We start from the raw sequence: 16672 nt of genomic DNA on the forward strand, positions 1-16672 counted from the left end.
CATCCGTCATGGCAGACGCATCGACCTACACCGCCCCCGCCGAGGACTACGCGTTCCTCTACCGCGAGGCCTTCGGCACCGACATCGTCGCGCGCGCGACGGGAGGGGCGATGGATGCCGGCGATGCCGTCGACGTCGTCACGGCCGCCGGCGAGTTCGCCGCCGAGGTGCTCGCGCCCCTGGACCAGGTCGGCGACCGGGTCGGCGCGACGCTCGTCGACGGGCAGGCGCGCCTGCCCGAGGGCTTCGCCGAGGCGTACGCCGCGCTCGTCGAGGCGGGCTGGATCACCGCCGAGGCACCGGAGTCCGCCGGCGGCAACGGACTGCCTGTGCTCATCCAGAACGGGCTCGGCGAGATCTGGAACGGCTCGAACATGGCCTTCGCGCTGTGCTGGATGCTGACCGCCGGCGCCATCCACGCCCTCGATGCCGTGGCATCCCCCGAACTGCGCGAGACCTACCTCGCGCCGATGGTGGAGGGCCGCTGGACCGGCACGATGAACCTCACCGAGCCGCAGGCCGGCACCGACCTCGGCGCGATCCGCACCACGGCGACCCCGAACGACGACGGCACGTGGTCGATCAGCGGCCAGAAGATCTTCATCACGTGGGGCGACCACGACGTGGCCGACAACATCGTCCACCTGGTGCTCGCCCGCACGCCCGGCGCTCCGGAGGGGGCGAAGGGCATCTCGCTGTTCGTGGTGCCGAAGTTCCTCGTGAACGCCGACGGCTCCCTCGGGGAGCGCAACGGCGTGCAGACGGTCTCGCTCGAGCACAAGATCGGCATCCACGGCAGCCCGACCGCCGTGCTGTCCTATGAGGGCGCGACCGGCTACCTCGCCGGCGGCCTGCACGGGGGCCTGGCCGGCATGTTCGTGATGATGAACTCGGCCCGCGCCGGCATGGGCCTGCAGGCCACCGGCGTCTCCGACCGCGCTTACCAGCGTGCGCTCGCGTACGCGCAGGCGCGCCTGCAGGGGCCGGTCCTGGGCCGCGAGGACGGCGCGACCATCGCGGAGCACCCCGACGTGCGGCGCCTGCTGCTGGCGATGTCGAGCGAGATCTTCGCGATGCGGGCGATGGGCGTCTATGTCGGCGACCTGTTCGACCGCGCCGAGACCGAAGGCACGCTCGCTCGCGCGGAGTTCTTCGTGCCGATCTTCAAGGGCTGGACCACCGAGGAGGCCCTGCGCATCACCTCCGACGCCATCCAGGTGCACGGCGGCATGGGCTTCATCGAGGAGACCGGCGTCGCCCAGCACTACCGCGACGCGCGCATCATGCCGATCTACGAGGGCACCACCGCCATCCAGTCGAACGATCTCGTGGGCCGCAAGCTGATCCGCGACGGCGGGGCGACGGCATCCGCTCTCCTCGACGACATGTCGGAGACCGTCGCGACCCTGCGCGGCCTCTCCCACCCGGTGGCCGGCCGCACCGCCGACCGCCTCGAGCGGGCCGTGGATGCCGCGCGCCGCGCGACCGCGGCCGTGCTGGGCTTCGCGGCGTCGCCGCGTGACGCCTACGCCGTGAGCGTTCCCTACCTGACGCTGCTCGGCACCCTCGCCGGCGGCTGGATGCACGCCCTCGCCATCGTCGCCGTGCTCGGCCACGACGCCGAGCAGCCCGCCGACGCGCAGCGCCTTCTCGAGGCCGACTTCTACGGCGCGCACCACCTCTCCCGCGTGGCGGCGCTCGCCGAGACGGTCGAGGCCGGCGAGATCGGCTGACTCCCGCGGGTTGCGCCGCTGTCGGGGGCGTCGCCTACCCGTGACGCAGCATGGACCACCGCGCTCTCTACGACGACCTCGTGACCGACCGCTTCGGCCCCGCCGTGCGGCTCGAGCAGGAGCGCCTCGACGGGGATTGGGCGCTCGGGCAACGAGGAGAATGACAGCAGCGCATCAGTTCACCTGACGCTATGCTGTCATCGTGCGCACCACGGTGACTTTGGACCCAGACGCGGAAGCGGCGATCCGACGCCTCATGGCGCAGCGAGGCATCTCCTTCAAGCGCGCGTTGAACGACGCCATCCGCGCGGGAACGAGCACCGCGCCCAGGCGTGAAGGCGGATACACGAGGCCACGCGATCTGGGCGCCGCGGCGGTCGACCTCATGCATGCCAATCGTCTTCTCGCCGACCTCGAGGACGACGAGCTGATCCGCCGGCTCCAGGTCGATCGATGAGGATCATCGACACCAACGTCCTCGTCTACGCCGTGGATGCTCGCAGCCCGCAGCATGCGGCATCCATCGCCTGGCTCGACTCCGCACTCGACGGTCGCGATGACGTCGGCTTCAGCTGGAACGCGCTGCTCGGCTTCATCCGCCTCACGACGAATCCGCGTGTGTTCCCGTCGCCGCTCGCGGCGGAAGAGGCGATGGCGCAGGTGCATGACTGGCTCGCCGCCCCCAGCGCCCATGTGCTCAATCCCGGAGCGCGGCACCCCGAGATCCTCGAGCGGCTGCTCGTCGCGCGCGGAGCCGCAGGGAACCTGGTCAACGATGCCCACCTCGCCGCGCTCGCCATCGAGAACCGGGCGAGCGTGGTCACCTTCGACTCCGACCTCTCCCGCTTCGAAGGCGTTCGCGCGGTCACCCCCGACGACCTCCTCCGCCGCGCGCGCTAGCGCGGGAACGCGCAGAGACGGTGGATGCCTCGGACCGGCTGGTCCGAGGCATCCACCGTCTTACGGGTGAGATCAGCTGAACTGGTTCATCGTGTTGTGCTGGCCGCCGGCCTTGAGGGCGGCGTCGCCGGCGAAGTACTCCTTGTGGTTGTCGCCGATGTCGCTGCCGGCCATGTTCTGGTGCTTGACGGTGGCGATGCCCTCTCGGATCTCCCGACGCTGCACGCCCGCGACGTAGGCGAGCATGCCCTCGTCGCCGAAGTAGTCCTTGGCCAGGCTGTCGGTCGACAGCGCCGCCGTGTGGTACGTCGGCAGCGTGATGAGGTGGTGGAAGATGCCCGCCCGAGCAGAGCCGTCGCGCTGGAAGGTGCGGATCTTCTCGTCGGCCAGCCGCGCGAGCTCGGTGTCGTCGTACTCGACGCCCATGAGCTCATCGCGCTTGTATGCCGAGACGTCGGCGCCCTGCTCGGCGAGCTCGTCGTAGGCCTGCTGGCGGAAGTTGAGCGTCCAGTTGAACGACGGGCTGTTGTTGTAGACGAGCTTCGCGTTGGGGATCTCCTCGCGGATCGCGTCGACCATGCCCGCGATCTGCTCCACGTGCGGCTTCTCGGTCTCGATCCACAGCAGGTCGGCGCCGTTTCGCAGCGACGTGATGCAGTCGAGCACGCAGCGCGCCTCTCCGGTGCCCGGGCGGAACCGGTAGAGGTTGCTGGCCAGGCGCTTCGGGCGCAGCAGCTTGCCGTCGCGCTTGATGACGACATCGCCGTTGCCGAGGTCGGCGTCCGAGATCTCCTCGACGTCGAGGAACGCGTTGTACTGGTCGCCGAGATCCCCCGGCTGGTGGGTGACCGCGAGCTTCTGCGTGAGACCGGCGCCGAGCGAATCGGTGCGGGCCACGATGACGCCGTTGTCGATGCCGAGCTCGAGGAACGCGTACCGGACCGCGGTGATCTTCGCGATGAAGTCCTCGTGGGGGACGGTCACCTTGCCGTCCTGGTGGCCGCACTGCTTCTCGTCGGACACCTGGTTCTCGATCTGGATCGCGCACGCGCCCGCCTCGATCATCTTCTTGGCGAGCAGGTACGTGGCCTCGGGGTTGCCGAAACCGGCGTCGATGTCGGCGATGATCGGCACCACGTGGGTCTCGTAGTTGTCGATCTGCGACTGCACGAACTCGGCCGCCGTCTCGTCTCCCGCGGCGCGGGCCGCATCGAGCTGGGTGAACAGCAGGTCGAGCTCACGCGCGTCGGCCTGGCGCAGGAACGTGTAGAGCTCCTCGATCAGGGCCGGCACCGCGGTCTTCTCGTGCATCGACTGGTCGGGGAGCGGCCCGAACTCCGAGCGCAGCGCGGCGACCATCCATCCCGACAGGTAGAGGTAGCGCTTGTTCGTCGACTTCAGGTGCTTCTTGATCGAGATGAGCTTCTGCTGCCCGATGAATCCGTGCCAGACGCCGAGCGACTGGGTGTACACCGACGAGTCGGCGTCGTACTCGGCCATGTCGCGGCGCATGATGTCGGCGGTGTACTGGGCGATCTCCAGACCCGTGCGGAAGCGGTTCTGCGCGCGCATCCGGGCGGCGGACTCGGGGTCGATGGCATCCCAGCTGGAGCCGTGCTGCTCCGTGAGAGCGCGGATGGCGTCGATGTCGTCCTGGTAGGTGGTCATGCTCTTTCCCTTCTGGGGTGGTGTGGGAGCGGCGCGTGCGAGGCGGGGCCTCGCACGCGCCGCGGAGGGGGGTGTCAGTCGGTCTCGACGAGGAACTTCGCGTAGGCGGGCAGCGTCAGGAACGCCGGGAACTCCTGCCCGAGAGCGACCTCGCGGAAGATCTCGGCGGCGTCGTCGAAGCGGTCGCCCTCGCGGCGCTCGACCTCCCCGAGCACCTCGGCGATGAGCCCTTCGATGTACTCGCGCGTGATGTGGTCGCCCTCGGCGGTCTGGCGGTCCTGGTGGATCCACTGCCACACCTGCGAGCGCGAGATCTCGGCGGTCGCGGCATCCTCCATCAGGTTGTCGATGGCGACGGCGCCCAGGCCCCGCAGCCAGGCCTCGATGTAGCGGATGGCCACCGACACGTTGTCGCGCACGCCCTGCGCGGTGACCGGGCGCCCGATGTGCACCTCGATCAGGTCCGCAGCGGCCACCTGCACCTCGGGACGCTGCCGATCGAGCTGGTTCGGCCGGTCGCCCAGCACCGCGTCGAACTCGGCCCGGGCCACGGGGATGAGGTCGGGGTGGGCCACCCAGGTGCCGTCGAAGCCGTCGCCGGCCTCGCGCTTCTTGTCAGCGGCCACCTTCTCGAACGCGCGCTCGGTGACCTCGGGGTCGCGGCGATTCGGGATGAAGGCGCTCATGCCGCCGATCGCGAAGGCGCCGCGCTTGTGGCAGGTCTTCACCAGCAGCTCGGTGTAGGCGCGCATGAACGGCACCGTCATCGTGACCTCGCTGCGGTCGGGGAGCACGAAGCGCGCACCGCGGCCGCGGTAGTTCTTGATGATCGAGAAGATGTAGTCCCAGCGGCCCGCATTCAGACCCGCGATGTGATCACGCAGCTCGAAGAGGATCTCCTCCATCTCGAACGCGGCCGGCAGCGTCTCGATGAGCACCGTCGCGCGGATCGTGCCGTGCGGGATGCCGATGTAGCGCTCGCTGAAGGTGAAGACGTCGTCCCACAGCTTCGCCTCCTCGCTCGACTCGAGCTTGGCGATGTAGAAGTAGGGTCCGCGGCCGTTGGCGATGAGCTGCTGCGCGTTGTGGAAGAAGTACAGCCCGAAGTCGACGAGCGAGCCCGAGGCATCCATCGTGCGGCCGGTGCGGTCGGTGAAGCGGATGTGCTTCTCGACCAGGTGCCAGCCGCGCGGGCGCATCACGATCGTGGGGGTCTCGGTGGCGGTGACCTCGTAGCGCTTCCCCTCGGGGCTCGTGAAGCCGAGCTCGCCGCGGATGGCATCCCGCAGCGACAGCTGGCCCTCGATGACGTTCTTCCAGGTGGGGCTGGTGGCGTCCTCCTGGTCGGCCAGCCACACCTTCGCGCCCGAGTTGAGTGCGTTGATGGTCATCTTCGGGTCGGTGGGGCCGGTGATCTCCACGCGGCGGTCCTCCAGGCCCGGACCGGCGCCGGCGACGCGCCACTCGTCGTCCTCGCGGATGTGCGCGGTGTCGTCGCGGAAGCCCGGGTCGTGGCCGTTGCCGATCTCGAAGCGGCGGCGCATGCGGTCGGCGAGGCGGTCGTGGCGGCGGGCGGCGAAGCGCTCGTGCAGCTCCGTGAGGAAGGCGACCGCCTCGGCGGTGAGGATCTCGTCGTAACGGTCGCGGACGGGCCCGGCGATCTCGATCGAGGGCGTGTGGGTCTGCGTGGGGATGGGTCCGGTGCGGGTGCGCATCGGGGCGGTGGTGGAGGGAGTCATGACTCTGCCTTCCTAGGGACGAGAGGTGTGTGTGGATTCGGGGGATGCCTGCTCCGGCGTGTGCGCCGGGTGAGGCATCCCGTGATCCGCGTGTGAGGATCGGTCGGTGGTGGTCGTGCATCCACTATCCGGTGAAGTTCGGGGGTGCTCCTGACGAAATCGACTGTGAAGTTTGTCGATAATTCTGCTTTCGTGACAGAATCGCGGCATGACGACGACCTTCACCCGCGACGCCGGCCCGGAAGATCTCGACGATGAAGAGGTGGATGCCCTCACCATCGGCCGTCGGATCCGTCAGCTGCGCACCGACCGCGGCATGACGCTCGACGAGCTCGCCGGCGCGGTCGACCGTGCCCCCAGCCAGCTGTCGATGATCGAGAACGGACGCCGCGAGCCGAAGCTCACGCTCCTGCAGGCGATCGCGCGCGCCCTGGGTACGACGCTCGATGCGCTGCTGGAGTCCGAGCCGCTCGACGAGCGCTCGACGCTGGAGATCCAGCTCGAGCGGGCGATGCGCGGGCAGACCTTCCAGGCTCTCGGCATCCCGCCGTTCCGCATCGGCAAGACGGTGCCCACCGACGCCCTCAAGGCGATGCTCGCGCTCCAGGGAGAGATCGAGCGGCTCCGCGACGAGCGTGCCGCCACCCCGGAGGAGGCGCGCCGCGCGAACGTGGCGCTGCGCCGGCTCATGCGCACCCAGAACAATTACTTCCCCGAGCTCGAGGCCCAGGCCCGCGGCATCCTCGACGCCGTCGATCACCCCGGCGGCCCGCTCACTCAGCGCACCGCGTCGGACATCGCGGCGCACCTCGGCTTCACGCTGCACTACGTGCCCGATCTGCCGCAGACGACGCGGTCGGTCGCCGACATCCGCAACGGCCGGCTCTACCTGTCGAGCCGCCAGGCGGCCAAGGGCGATCCGCGCACGGCGCTGCTGCAGGCGCTGTCCAGCCGCATCCTCGGCCACCGCGAGCCCACGTCCTACGCCGAGTTCCTGCGCCAGCGCGTCGAGACGAACTATCTCACCGGCGCTCTGCTGATCCCCGAGGCGCACGTCGTGCCGGCCCTGCAGGACGCCAAGGACGACCGCGCGATCTCCATCGAGGACCTGCGCGACGCGTACTCGGTGTCGTACGAGACCGCCGCACACCGCTTCACGAACCTCGCCACGGTGCACCTGGGCATCCCCGTGCACTTCCTCAAGGTGCACGAGTCGGGCACCATCACGAAGGCGTACGAGAACGACGACGTGAACTTCCCGACCGACCGGCTCGGGGCCATCGAAGGGCAGATGTGCTGCCGCAAGTGGACCTCGCGCGTCGTCTTCGACGTCGACGACCACTTCAACCCGTACTACCAGTACACCGACACCGGCAACGGCACGTACTGGTGCACGGCGCGCGTCGAGCTGTCGAGCGAAGGCGCGCACTCGGTCTCGGTCGGGGTGCGCTTCGACGACACGAAGTGGTTCCTCGGGCGCGACACGCCCCACCGCGGCGTATCGAAGCACTCCGTCGAGGTGTGCTGCCGTCGCGCACCCGCCGACCTCGAGGGCGCGTGGCGGGAGCACTCGTGGCCGAACGTGCGCACGCCCCGTACGCTGCTGGCGACGCTGCCGACCGGAGCCTTCCCCGGCGTCGACACCACCGACGTGTACGAGTTCCTGGAGGCCCACGCCCCGCGCTGAGCGCCGCGTGGTGTCGCCCCGCCTGCCGAGATCAGGTGATCCGCCGAGAACAGGCCGTTGCCCCGCAGGATCGTCCTGTTTCCGGCAGATCACCTGATCTCAGCAAGTGGATGCCGCGCCGGGCGGCCTCCGGCCGTGCCCGCGAGTGGATGCCACGCCGGGCCGCGTCCGGCCGTGCCGGCGAGTGGATGCCACGCCGGGCCGCGTCCGGCCGCGCCGGCGAGTGGATGCCAACCCCGCGCGGCCTCCAGCGGCTCGTGGGCTCAGCGCCCGGCGACCCACCCGGCGACGTGCGCCGGCCACGCCGTGCGCGCCGACGAACGCGACGATTCCGCGCGGTCGGCCATGCGGTACGCGGTGTAGATCGCAGTGACGGCGGTCCACCGCAGCGGCTCCGGCTCCCACTTCTTCGCCCGGTGGCCGACCCATGGCAGGCGGGCGAGGTCGGTGTCGCGCCGCAGCACGAGGTCGGCCAGGGTGCGCCCGGCGAGGTTCGTGGCGGTCACGCCGGTGCCGACGTACCCTCCGGCCCAGCCGAGGCCGGTCGCGGCATCCAGCCCCACCGTCGCCGCCCAGTCGCGCGGCACACCCAGCACGCCCGCCCACGCGTGCGCGATCGGCACGTCGGAAGCCGCCGGAAAGAAGTCCCGCAGCAGATGCGCCAGCGAGGCGATCGTCTGCTCCTGCGTTGCGCCGTCGGTGTCGACGCGGGATCCGTAGCGGTACGGAACGCCCCGCCCCCCGAAGGCGATGCGATCGTCGTCGGTGCGCTGGGCGTACATGTACACGTGGGCGTGGTCGCCGAGGGTCTCGCGACCGCTCCAGCCCACGGCATACCAGAAGGAGGCGGGCAGGGGCTCGGTGACGATCATCGACGAGTTCATCGGCAGCCACGTGCGGTGCTCGCCGGCGAGGTCGGGGGTGAAGCCCTCGGTGGCACGGATCACGTGGGCGGCGTTGACATCGCCGTGCTCGGTGATCGCCCGTCCGGGCACGATCCGCGTGACACGGGTTCCCTCGTAGATCGGCACGCCCAGCCGCTCCACCGCCTCCGCGAGCCCGCGCACGAGCTTGACCGGGTGCACACGGGCGCAGTGGGGGTGCCACGTGCCGCCGACGACGCCGTCGACCGCGATCCTGGATGCCGCCTCCGCGGCATCCAGCACCTCGAGGTCGAGATCGGGCCATGCCTGCTCCGCGGCGACGTGCGCGCGCAGGCGCGCGAGCTGCGCTGGAGTGCGGGCGATCTCGAACTCGCCGCCCTTGACGATGTCGGCGTCGATCCCCTCACGGTCGGCGACCGCGATCACCTCGTCGACGGCGCCATTGAGCGCACGCTGCAGCCGCGCCCCGCCGTCGCGCCCGTACCGCGCGCGCCCGCCCGTAACGGAGTTCGTGAGCCACCCGCCGTTGCGGCCCGACGCCCCGAAGCCCGCGAAGCGCTGCTCGAGCACGGCGACGCGCAGATCGGGCTGCAGCGTCTTCAAGTAGTAGGCGGTCCACAGGCCGGTGTAGCCGGCCCCGACGATGGCCACATCGACATCGATCCACCCGGGCAGTGCGGCGCGCGGCGTCGGCAGGCCGCCGATGTCGCGCCACCACCACGACACGTCGCCGTTGACAGGGGATCCGAGGGTCGCGCGAGTGCTCACCGTGCCATCATGCCGCCGCCCCACCCGAGCGGCGAGCGACGGCGGCGGATCCACACGTTTCGTCTCGAATCCACATGCTTTCCGCCCGCGGGGTGTGGAGTCGCGCTCGGATGTGTGGACTCATGCGCGAGGGCCGCGCGCGGGGTGTGGAGTCGCGCTCGGATGTGTGGACTCATGCGCGAGGGCCGCCCGCGGGGCGTGGAGTCGCGCTCGGATGTGTGGACTCATGCGCGAGGGCCGCGCGCGGGGTGTGGAGTCGCGCTCGGATGTGTGGACTCATGCGCGAGGGCCGCGCGCGGGGTGTGGAGTCGCGCTCGGATGTGTGGACTCATGCGCGAGGGCCGCGCGCGGGGTGTGGAGTCGCGCTCGGATGTGTGGACTCATGCGCGAGGGCCGCCCGCGGGGTGTGCTCAGTCGCCGACGGCCTGCAGGGCCGCCCACAGCTCGGCCCGCACGGCGAACGACGCGAGGTCGAGACCGAGGAGGCGCTCGGCCAGTGCGAGCCTCGTGCGCACGGTGTGCCGGTGCACGCCCAGCGCCTGGGCCGCCGCCTCGTGCGAGCAGTCGGCGTCGAACCACGCCGCGAGCGTCGTGCGCAGCTGCGTGCCCTGTGCGGCGTCGTGCGCGCTCAGCGGCGCGAGCTCGGCCTCGGCGAGCGCGCGCGCCTGGCTCGACAGCGCCGACAGCACTCCGGCGCGCCCGATCTCCGCGAAGTCGGTCACGGGGCCGGCGCCGCGGTCGCGCGCGACGCGGGCCTGATCGGCCGCCGCCGCGAACGCGTCGTAGCCGGTCGGATCCGACACCCCGATGCGCGCGCCGAAGCGCTCGGCCGCCTCGTCGATCACGCCGCGGTCGCCGGCGGCGGTCACGATGACGAAGCCGTCGTCGCCGCGGCCGAAGAACAGCGCGCCGCGACGCTCGTCGGCGCGCAGCTCGAGCATCTCGGCGAGCCCGTCGATGCGGGCCGCCGCCCCGTCGGTCATCGCCACCACGACCGGCGCGGTGGGCAGAGGCCCCCACATCTCGCGGGCGATGCGGCGCGCAAGGCCCGGATCCCCGCCCAGCAGCGCCTGCACGAGACCCGCACGGAGCGCGCCGCGGGCCCGCGAGAGTCCCTGCTGCTGCTCGAGCGCGAGCCCGGCCATCGCGATCACCGCCGTCACGACGCTGCGGCCCTCCTGGTCGAGCTCCTCGGCGGCGATCGCGATCACACCGCGCAGGTGGCCGCCGCGACCGAGCGTCTGCAGCGTGAAGGGGGTCGGACCGATGTGCAGAGACGACCCGGCCCGTGCACCGCGCCGGAGGACGGCATCCACTTCGGCGCCCAGTTCGGCGGCGGTCTCCTCGTCGAGCCCGGGGGTGGGATGCTGCCGCACGAGCTCGCCGGCGGCGTCGAACATTCCGACCCAGGCGTCCAGCTGCCGCGCGAGCTCGGCGAGGGTGGCCCCGAGCCCGTCGGGACGGAGGGCGGCGAGCGCGATGGCGCGCTGAGCCGCCAGTGCCCAGCTGCGCCGGGCGTAGGCCTGCGCGGCGATCGCCTCGGCGTTGGCGCGGGCCACCGCGATGAACGGGGTGCGGTAGGGCACCTCGAACAGCGGCATCCCCTCGTCGCGGCACGCCTCGATGAGCGCGTGGGGGATGCCGACCCGCACCACCTCGGTGCCGAAGCCGAGACCGACCACGCCGCGCCCCGACAGGCGCGAGACGTACTCGCGGTAGGTCGCCGGTGCCGTGTCGTCGCCGAACTGGGTCCCGGTCGTCAGCAGCACCAAGCCTTCTGAGAGGAAGGGCGTGGGATCGGCGAGGTCTGTGGAGTGCACCCACCGCACCCACTGGTCGAGCGCGTCGGGGGCCGCATCGCCCTCCAGGCGAAGCCCCAGTCCGCCGCGGGCGAGCAGCGCACGCAGGGTCGGAGCATCGGCGTCGACGACCATGCACAACCCCCCTGCGCGGGCGCCCGGATGTACAACGTGTACAGGCGCCTCTACAGAATGTACTCGTCGGACGGTGCTTCCGGGCAGGTCGTCTGCCTACGATCCCGAACATGACCGCAGCCGACACCCTCACGACCACGCCCCTGGGCGGACCCGGCCTGCCGCAGGAGCGGCGCCTCGTCACCAGCATCCCCGGCCCGCGCTCGCAGGAGCTGCTGGCGCGCAAGGCCGACGCCGTCGCCGCGGGCGTCGGACACACCGCGCCGGTCGAGGCTGTCGCCGCCGGCGGCGGCGTGATCGTCGATGCCGACGGCAACTCGCTCATCGACCTCGGCTCGGGCATCGCGGTCACCACGGTCGGCAACGCGCACCCCAAGGTCGTCGCGGCCGTGCAGGAGCAGGTGGCGCAGTTCACCCACACCTGCTTCATGATCGCGCCGTACGACTCGTACGTCTCGGTCGCCGAGGCGCTCAACCGCATCACGCCCGGCGACCACGCCAAGAAGAGCGCCCTGTTCAACTCGGGCGCCGAGGCGGTCGAGAACGCGATCAAGATCGCCCGCAAGTACACGAAGAAGCAGGCGGTCGTCGCGTTCGACCACGGCTACCACGGCCGCACCAACCTCACGATGGCGCTCACCGCCAAGGCGATGCCCTACAAGAGCGGCTTCGGCCCCTTCGCGAGTGAGGTCTACCGCGCGCCCCTGTCGTACCCGTACCGCGACGGCCTGACCGGCCCGGAGGCGGCCAAGAAGGCGATCTCGGTCATCGAGAAGCAGGTCGGCGCCGACAACCTCGCCGCCGTCATCATCGAGCCCATCCAGGGCGAGGGCGGCTTCATCGTCCCGGCCGAGGGCTTCCTCCCCGCGATCGTCGAGTGGTGCCGCGCCAACGGCGTCGTCTTCATCGCCGATGAGATCCAGACCGGCTTCGCCCGCACCGGCGAGATGTTCGCCAGCGACGTGTTCGGCATCGTGCCCGACCTCATCACCACCGCGAAGGGCATCGCCGGCGGCCTGCCGCTGGCCGCCGTCACCGGTCGCGCCGAGATCATGGACGCCTCCCACGCCGGCGGCCTGGGCGGCACCTACGGCGGCAACCCGATCGCGTGCGCCGCAGCCCTCGCCACGATCGACCTGTTCGAGAACGATGGCATGCTCGAGCGCGCTCGCGAGGTCGAGACGATCCTGAAGGGGCGCCTCACCGCGCTCCAGGCGGCCGACCCGCGCGTCGGCGACGTGCGCGGCCACGGCGCGATGATCGCGGCCGAGTTCGTCGACCCCGTGACCGGGGAGCCGGATGCCGCGCTCGCCGCCGCGGTGGCCAAGGCCTGCATCGCCGAGGGTGTCATCGTGCTCACCTGCGGAACGTACGGCAACGTCTTCCGCTTCCTCCCGCCGCTGTCGATCACCGACGACCTGCTCCACGAGGGGCTCGACGTCGTCGCCGCCGCGCTGGCCGCGGCATCCTGATCCGCCGGGACATCACCAACGAAGAGCCGGGCAGGGATGCCGCGGCCGAACGCACCAGGCGCGGCGACGCGCCAGACGAAGGAGTCCTCATGACCGAGATCACCCGTGATGTCGTCATCGTCGGAGCCGGCGCCGCCGGTCTGACCGCGGCGAACGAACTCAAGAAGGCGGGCCTGTCGGTCGTCGTGCTCGAAGCGCGCGACCGCGTGGGCGGGCGTCTGTGGACCGACACGGTCGACGGCGCGATGCTCGAGATCGGCGGCCAGTGGGTCTCGCCCGACCAGGACGCGCTCAAGGAGACGCTCGCAGACCTGGGCCTGGAGACCTACAGCCGCTACCGCGAGGGCGAGTCGGTCTACATCGGCAAGGACGGCGCGCTCACCCGCTTCACGGGTGAGATCTTCCCGGTCGCCCCCGAGACCGAGAAGGAGATCGTGCGTCTCATCGAGGTGCTCGACGGCCTGGTCGCCCAGGTCGATCCCGACAGGCCGTGGGAGCACCCCGACGCGGAGGAGCTCGACCGCATCTCGTTCGAGGCGTGGCTCGAGGAGCAGACCGACGACCAGGAGGCGCGCGACAACATCGCCCTCTTCATCGCCGGCGCGATGCTCACCAAGCCCGCGTACGCCTTCTCGGCGCTGCAGGCCCTCCTCATGGCCGCCAGCGCCGGCAGCTTCAGCCACCTGGTCGACGCGGACTTCATCCTCGACGAGCGTGTGGTGGGCGGCCTGCAGCAGGTTCCGCTGCTGCTGGCCGAGCGCCTCGGCGACGACGTCATGCTCGACCAGCCCGTCAACGAGGTGCACTGGTCCGAGGACGGCGTGCGCATCGTCACCGACAAGGGCCTCCAGGTGCGCGCCCGCTTCGCGATCCTCGCCCACGCCCCGGTGCTCTACCCGTGGATCGAGTTCCAGCCGGCCCTGCCGCGCCTGAAGCAGCAGATGCACCAGCACATCTCGATGGGCTTCGTCATCAAGGTGCACGCCGTCTACGACCGCCCGTTCTGGCGCGAACAGGGCCTGTCGGGCACCGCTTTCAGCCCGTACGAGATCTCGCACGAGGCCTACGACAACACCAACTACGGCGACGAGCGCGGCACCCTCGTGGGCTTCGTGTCCGACCGCAACGCCGATGACCTGTTCCGCGTGTCGCCCGAGGAGCGCAAGGAGCGCATCCTCGAGTCGCTGTCGCACTACTACGGCCCCGAGGCCAAGACGCCGCTCGTGTACTTCGAGAGCGACTGGGGCGCCGAGGAGTGGACCCGCGGCGCGTACGCCGCGAGCTTCGACCTGGGCGGCCTCGCCCGCTACGGCGCCGACCTGCGCACGCCCGTGGGCCCCATCCACTTCGCCTGCTCCGACATGGCCGGCGCCGGCTACCAGCACGTCGACGGCGCGGTCCGCATGGGCCGCCTGGTGGCATCCAACATCGTCGCAGGAGCCCGCGCGTGACCGCCGGGATCGTCGTCGGCTACACCGCCACCGACGCGGGCGCCGACGCGGTCACCCTCGCATCGCGGCTGGCCGCCAACATCGGCTCGACGCTCGACATCGTGGTCGTCCTCCCGAACGACCAGCGCAGCGTGATCACCCCGCCGGACGCCGGCTACGAGCGCTACCTTCGCGCCCAGGCCGAGGAATGGCTCCAGGAGGCGACCGCCAAGGTTCCGGATGCCGTCGCACGGCGCACCCACGTGCGGTACGCCGACTCCTTCGCCGAGGGTCTCGTGACTCTCGCGGACGAGCTGGTCGCCACGCACATCGTGGTCGGAGCGGCGAACGGTGGCCTGCGCGGCCGCCACCGCCTGGGCACGGTGGCCACCGAGCTGCTGCACTCCTCGGACGTGCCGGTCGTGCTCGCACCGGAGGGTTCGCGCCGTGTCGACCCGACCACGGGCATCACCCGCGTGACCGCGGCGGTGGGCACCCGGCCGGGCGCGGACGCGCTCCTCGAAGAGGCGACCGGCCTGGCCGTGGCGCTGGGCGCGGAACTGCGCCTCGTGTCGCTCGTCTCGGTCGATCTGCCCGTCTCCGTCGACACCGGTGTGATCCGCGTCGCGGGGGCGGCCCACGCCGACGACGTGCTCGCCAAGGCCGTCGCCGGCCTCCCCGACGGCATCGATGCGGAGGTCGTGGTCGCCCGCGGCACGAGCATCGAGGATGCCGTCTCGCACCTGAGCTGGGAGCCCGGCGAGATCGCCGTGGTCGGTTCGAGCCGGCTCGCCCAGCCCCGGCGCCTGTTCCTCGGCTCGACTGCGGCGAAGATGCTGCACGAGCTTCCCGTTCCGATGGTCGTCGTGCCCCGCACGCGCGCCCAGGAAGGAGGGTCGCGATGACCGCTGCCCCTGACACCCGGACGCCCGCCACCGCGGTGACCGGCACGATCTCGAAGAAGGGCCTGAACCCGGGCGCCGTCGGCATGATCGGCGCCGTCGTGATCGGCATCTCCACGATCGCCCCGGCCTACACGCTCACCGCCTCGCTCGGCCCGACCGTGTCCGAGGTCGGCTTCCAGGTGCCGGCGATCATCCTCGCCGGCTTCATCCCGATGCTGCTGGTGGCCTTCGGCTACCGGGAGCTCAACCGCGCGATCCCCGACTCGGGTACCTCGTTCACGTGGGCGACGCGCGCCTTCGGCCCCTGGATCGGCTGGATGGCCGGCTGGGGCCTGGTCGCGGCGACGGTGCTGGTGCTCTCGAACCTGGCCGGCATCGCCGTCGAGTTCCTGTTCCTGCTCATCGACCAGCTGGCCGGCAGCCCGGGCACGATCGCCGAACTGGCGTTCAACCCGTTCATCAACGTGGCCGTCTGCCTGCTGTTCATGCTCGGCGCCACGTGGGTGTCGTACCGCGACCTGCAGACCACCCAGAAGCTGCAGTACTTCCTCGTCGGCTTCCAGGTCGTCGTGCTGGTGATCTTCTCGATCGCCGCGCTCGTGCACGTCTCCAACGGCACCGCGTTCGACGCGAGCGCCGTCGACCTCTCGTGGTTCAACCCGCTCGCGGTCGGCTCCGTCGGCGCCGTCGTCGCCGGCCTGTCGCTGTCGATCTTCATCTTCTGGGGCTGGGACGTCGTCCTCACCATGAACGAGGAGACGAAGAACCCCGAGAAGACGCCCGGCCGCGCGGCGACGGTCACCGTCCTCATCGTGGTGGCGCTCTACCTTCTCATCTCGATCTCGCTGCTGGCCTTCGCCGGCGTCGGGGAGGGCGAGCTGGGCCTGGGCAACCCCGACATCCAGGCGAACGTCTTCTTCTACCTGTCCGGCCCCATCCTCGGCCCGCTGGCCTTCCTCGTCTCGCTCGCGGTGCTCACCAGCTCCGCCTCGTCGCTGCAGTCCACCGCGGTCGGCCCGGCCCGCACGCTGCTCGCGATGGGCCACTACGGCGCCCTGCCGCAGCGCTTCGCCCGCGTCAGCCCCCGCTTCTTCACCCCGGGCTACGCCACCGTGGTCTCGGCGGTCGTGGCATCCGTGTTCTACGCGGTCATGCGCTTCGCCAGCGAGAACGTGCTGTGGGACACCATCACCGCACTCGGCATGATGATCTGCTTCTACTACGGACTCACCGCGTTCGCGTGCGTGTGGTACTTCCGCAAGCAGTGGTTCGACTCGGCGCGCTCGTTCCTGTTCACGTTCCTCTTCCCGCTCGTCGGGGGCGCGATCCTCGCGGTGCTGTTCGTGATCACCCTCGTCGACAGCATGGACCCCGACTACGGCAGCGGCTCGAACATCGGGGGAGTGGGCCTGGTGTTCCTCCTCGGCGTCGCGGTGATCCTCGTGGGCGTCGTGATCATGATCTGGCAGTCGATCAAGCGTCCGGCATTCTTCCGCGGCGAGACACTCGGTCTCGAAGCACCCCCGAGTCTTCGCCGCGCACGGCGCTGACC

General features: G+C 70.8%; 13 protein-coding genes. 9 read left to right on the forward strand and 4 right to left on the reverse strand.

Annotated features, from left to right (window positions below; all coding sequences use genetic code 11):
- The first annotated feature begins 8 nt into the window (after positions 1–8).
- From HQM25_RS03995 to HQM25_RS04010, 4 genes are read left to right on the forward strand one after another with little or no spacing between them, the layout of a single operon-like run.
- Positions 9–1733, forward strand: coding sequence for an acyl-CoA dehydrogenase (locus HQM25_RS03995; protein WP_172989069.1), 1725 nt, complete (start codon positions 9–11; stop codon positions 1731–1733).
- 50 nt (positions 1734–1783) lie between these two features.
- The gene (locus HQM25_RS04000) at positions 1784–1897 is read left to right on the forward strand and encodes a Wadjet anti-phage system protein JetD domain-containing protein (RefSeq protein ID WP_172989070.1); all 114 of its coding nucleotides are present in this window, start codon (positions 1784–1786) and stop codon (positions 1895–1897) included.
- Positions 1898–1935: 38 nt separating this feature from the next.
- On the forward strand, positions 1936–2190 hold the full coding sequence (locus HQM25_RS04005; RefSeq protein WP_172989071.1) for an antitoxin: 255 nt from the start codon (positions 1936–1938) through the stop codon (positions 2188–2190).
- Positions 2187–2633, forward strand: coding sequence for a type II toxin-antitoxin system VapC family toxin (locus tag HQM25_RS04010; RefSeq protein ID WP_172989072.1), 447 nt, complete (start codon positions 2187–2189; stop codon positions 2631–2633). Before HQM25_RS04005 ends, HQM25_RS04010 begins: the two co-directional genes overlap by 4 nt.
- A 72-nt stretch (positions 2634–2705) precedes the next feature.
- Here the strand turns inward: HQM25_RS04010 and HQM25_RS04015 are convergent, their stop codons facing one another.
- Together HQM25_RS04015 and aceB are read right to left on the reverse strand one after the other, a co-directional pair.
- Positions 2706–4301, reverse strand: coding sequence for an isocitrate lyase (locus tag HQM25_RS04015; protein ID WP_172989073.1), 1596 nt, complete (start codon positions 4299–4301; stop codon positions 2706–2708).
- Between the two features lie 74 nt (positions 4302–4375).
- Positions 4376–6016: a malate synthase A gene (gene aceB / locus HQM25_RS04020; protein WP_172991500.1), complete on the reverse strand. Its 1641-nt coding sequence runs from the start codon at positions 6014–6016 to the stop codon at positions 4376–4378.
- Positions 6017–6248: 232 nt separating this feature from the next.
- On the opposite strand from aceB, the gene HQM25_RS04025 reads away from it, so the two are divergent.
- Complete coding sequence (locus HQM25_RS04025) at positions 6249–7727, forward strand: helix-turn-helix transcriptional regulator (protein ID WP_172989074.1); 1479 nt, start codon at positions 6249–6251, stop codon at positions 7725–7727.
- A gap of 263 nt (positions 7728–7990) precedes the next feature.
- Here HQM25_RS04025 and HQM25_RS04030 read toward each other — a convergent pair whose 3' ends face one another.
- Entirely contained in the window at positions 7991–9379 is a 1389-nt protein-coding gene (locus HQM25_RS04030) for an NAD(P)/FAD-dependent oxidoreductase (RefSeq protein ID WP_172989075.1), read from the reverse strand.
- Positions 9380–9789: 410 nt separating this feature from the next.
- Positions 9790–11313, reverse strand: a complete 1524-nt coding sequence (locus HQM25_RS04035) for a PucR family transcriptional regulator (RefSeq protein WP_172989076.1) — start codon at positions 11311–11313, stop codon at positions 9790–9792.
- Between the two features lie 110 nt (positions 11314–11423).
- Between HQM25_RS04035 and gabT the strand changes: the two genes are divergently transcribed.
- From gabT to HQM25_RS04055, 4 genes are all read left to right on the forward strand, one after another.
- Entirely contained in the window at positions 11424–12785 is a 1362-nt protein-coding gene (gene gabT / locus HQM25_RS04040) for a 4-aminobutyrate--2-oxoglutarate transaminase (protein WP_172989077.1), read from the forward strand.
- A gap of 89 nt (positions 12786–12874) precedes the next feature.
- Positions 12875–14236 (forward strand): flavin monoamine oxidase family protein, encoded by a 1362-nt coding sequence (locus tag HQM25_RS04045; protein ID WP_172989078.1) that lies wholly within the window; start codon positions 12875–12877, stop codon positions 14234–14236.
- Positions 14233–15120 carry a universal stress protein gene (locus HQM25_RS04050; protein ID WP_172989079.1) on the forward strand — a complete coding sequence of 296 codons (888 nt, stop codon included), beginning with the start codon at positions 14233–14235 and terminating at the stop codon, positions 15118–15120. The genes HQM25_RS04045 and HQM25_RS04050 overlap by 4 nt, the downstream gene beginning before the upstream one ends.
- Positions 15117–16670: an APC family permease gene (locus HQM25_RS04055; RefSeq protein WP_172989080.1), complete on the forward strand. Its 1554-nt coding sequence runs from the start codon at positions 15117–15119 to the stop codon at positions 16668–16670. The genes HQM25_RS04050 and HQM25_RS04055 overlap by 4 nt, the downstream gene beginning before the upstream one ends.
- The last annotated feature ends 2 nt before the right edge of the window (positions 16671–16672 follow it).

The organism is Microbacterium hominis, from assembly GCF_013282805.1.
GTDB classification, from domain to species: Bacteria; Actinomycetota; Actinomycetes; order Actinomycetales; family Microbacteriaceae; genus Microbacterium; species Microbacterium hominis_B.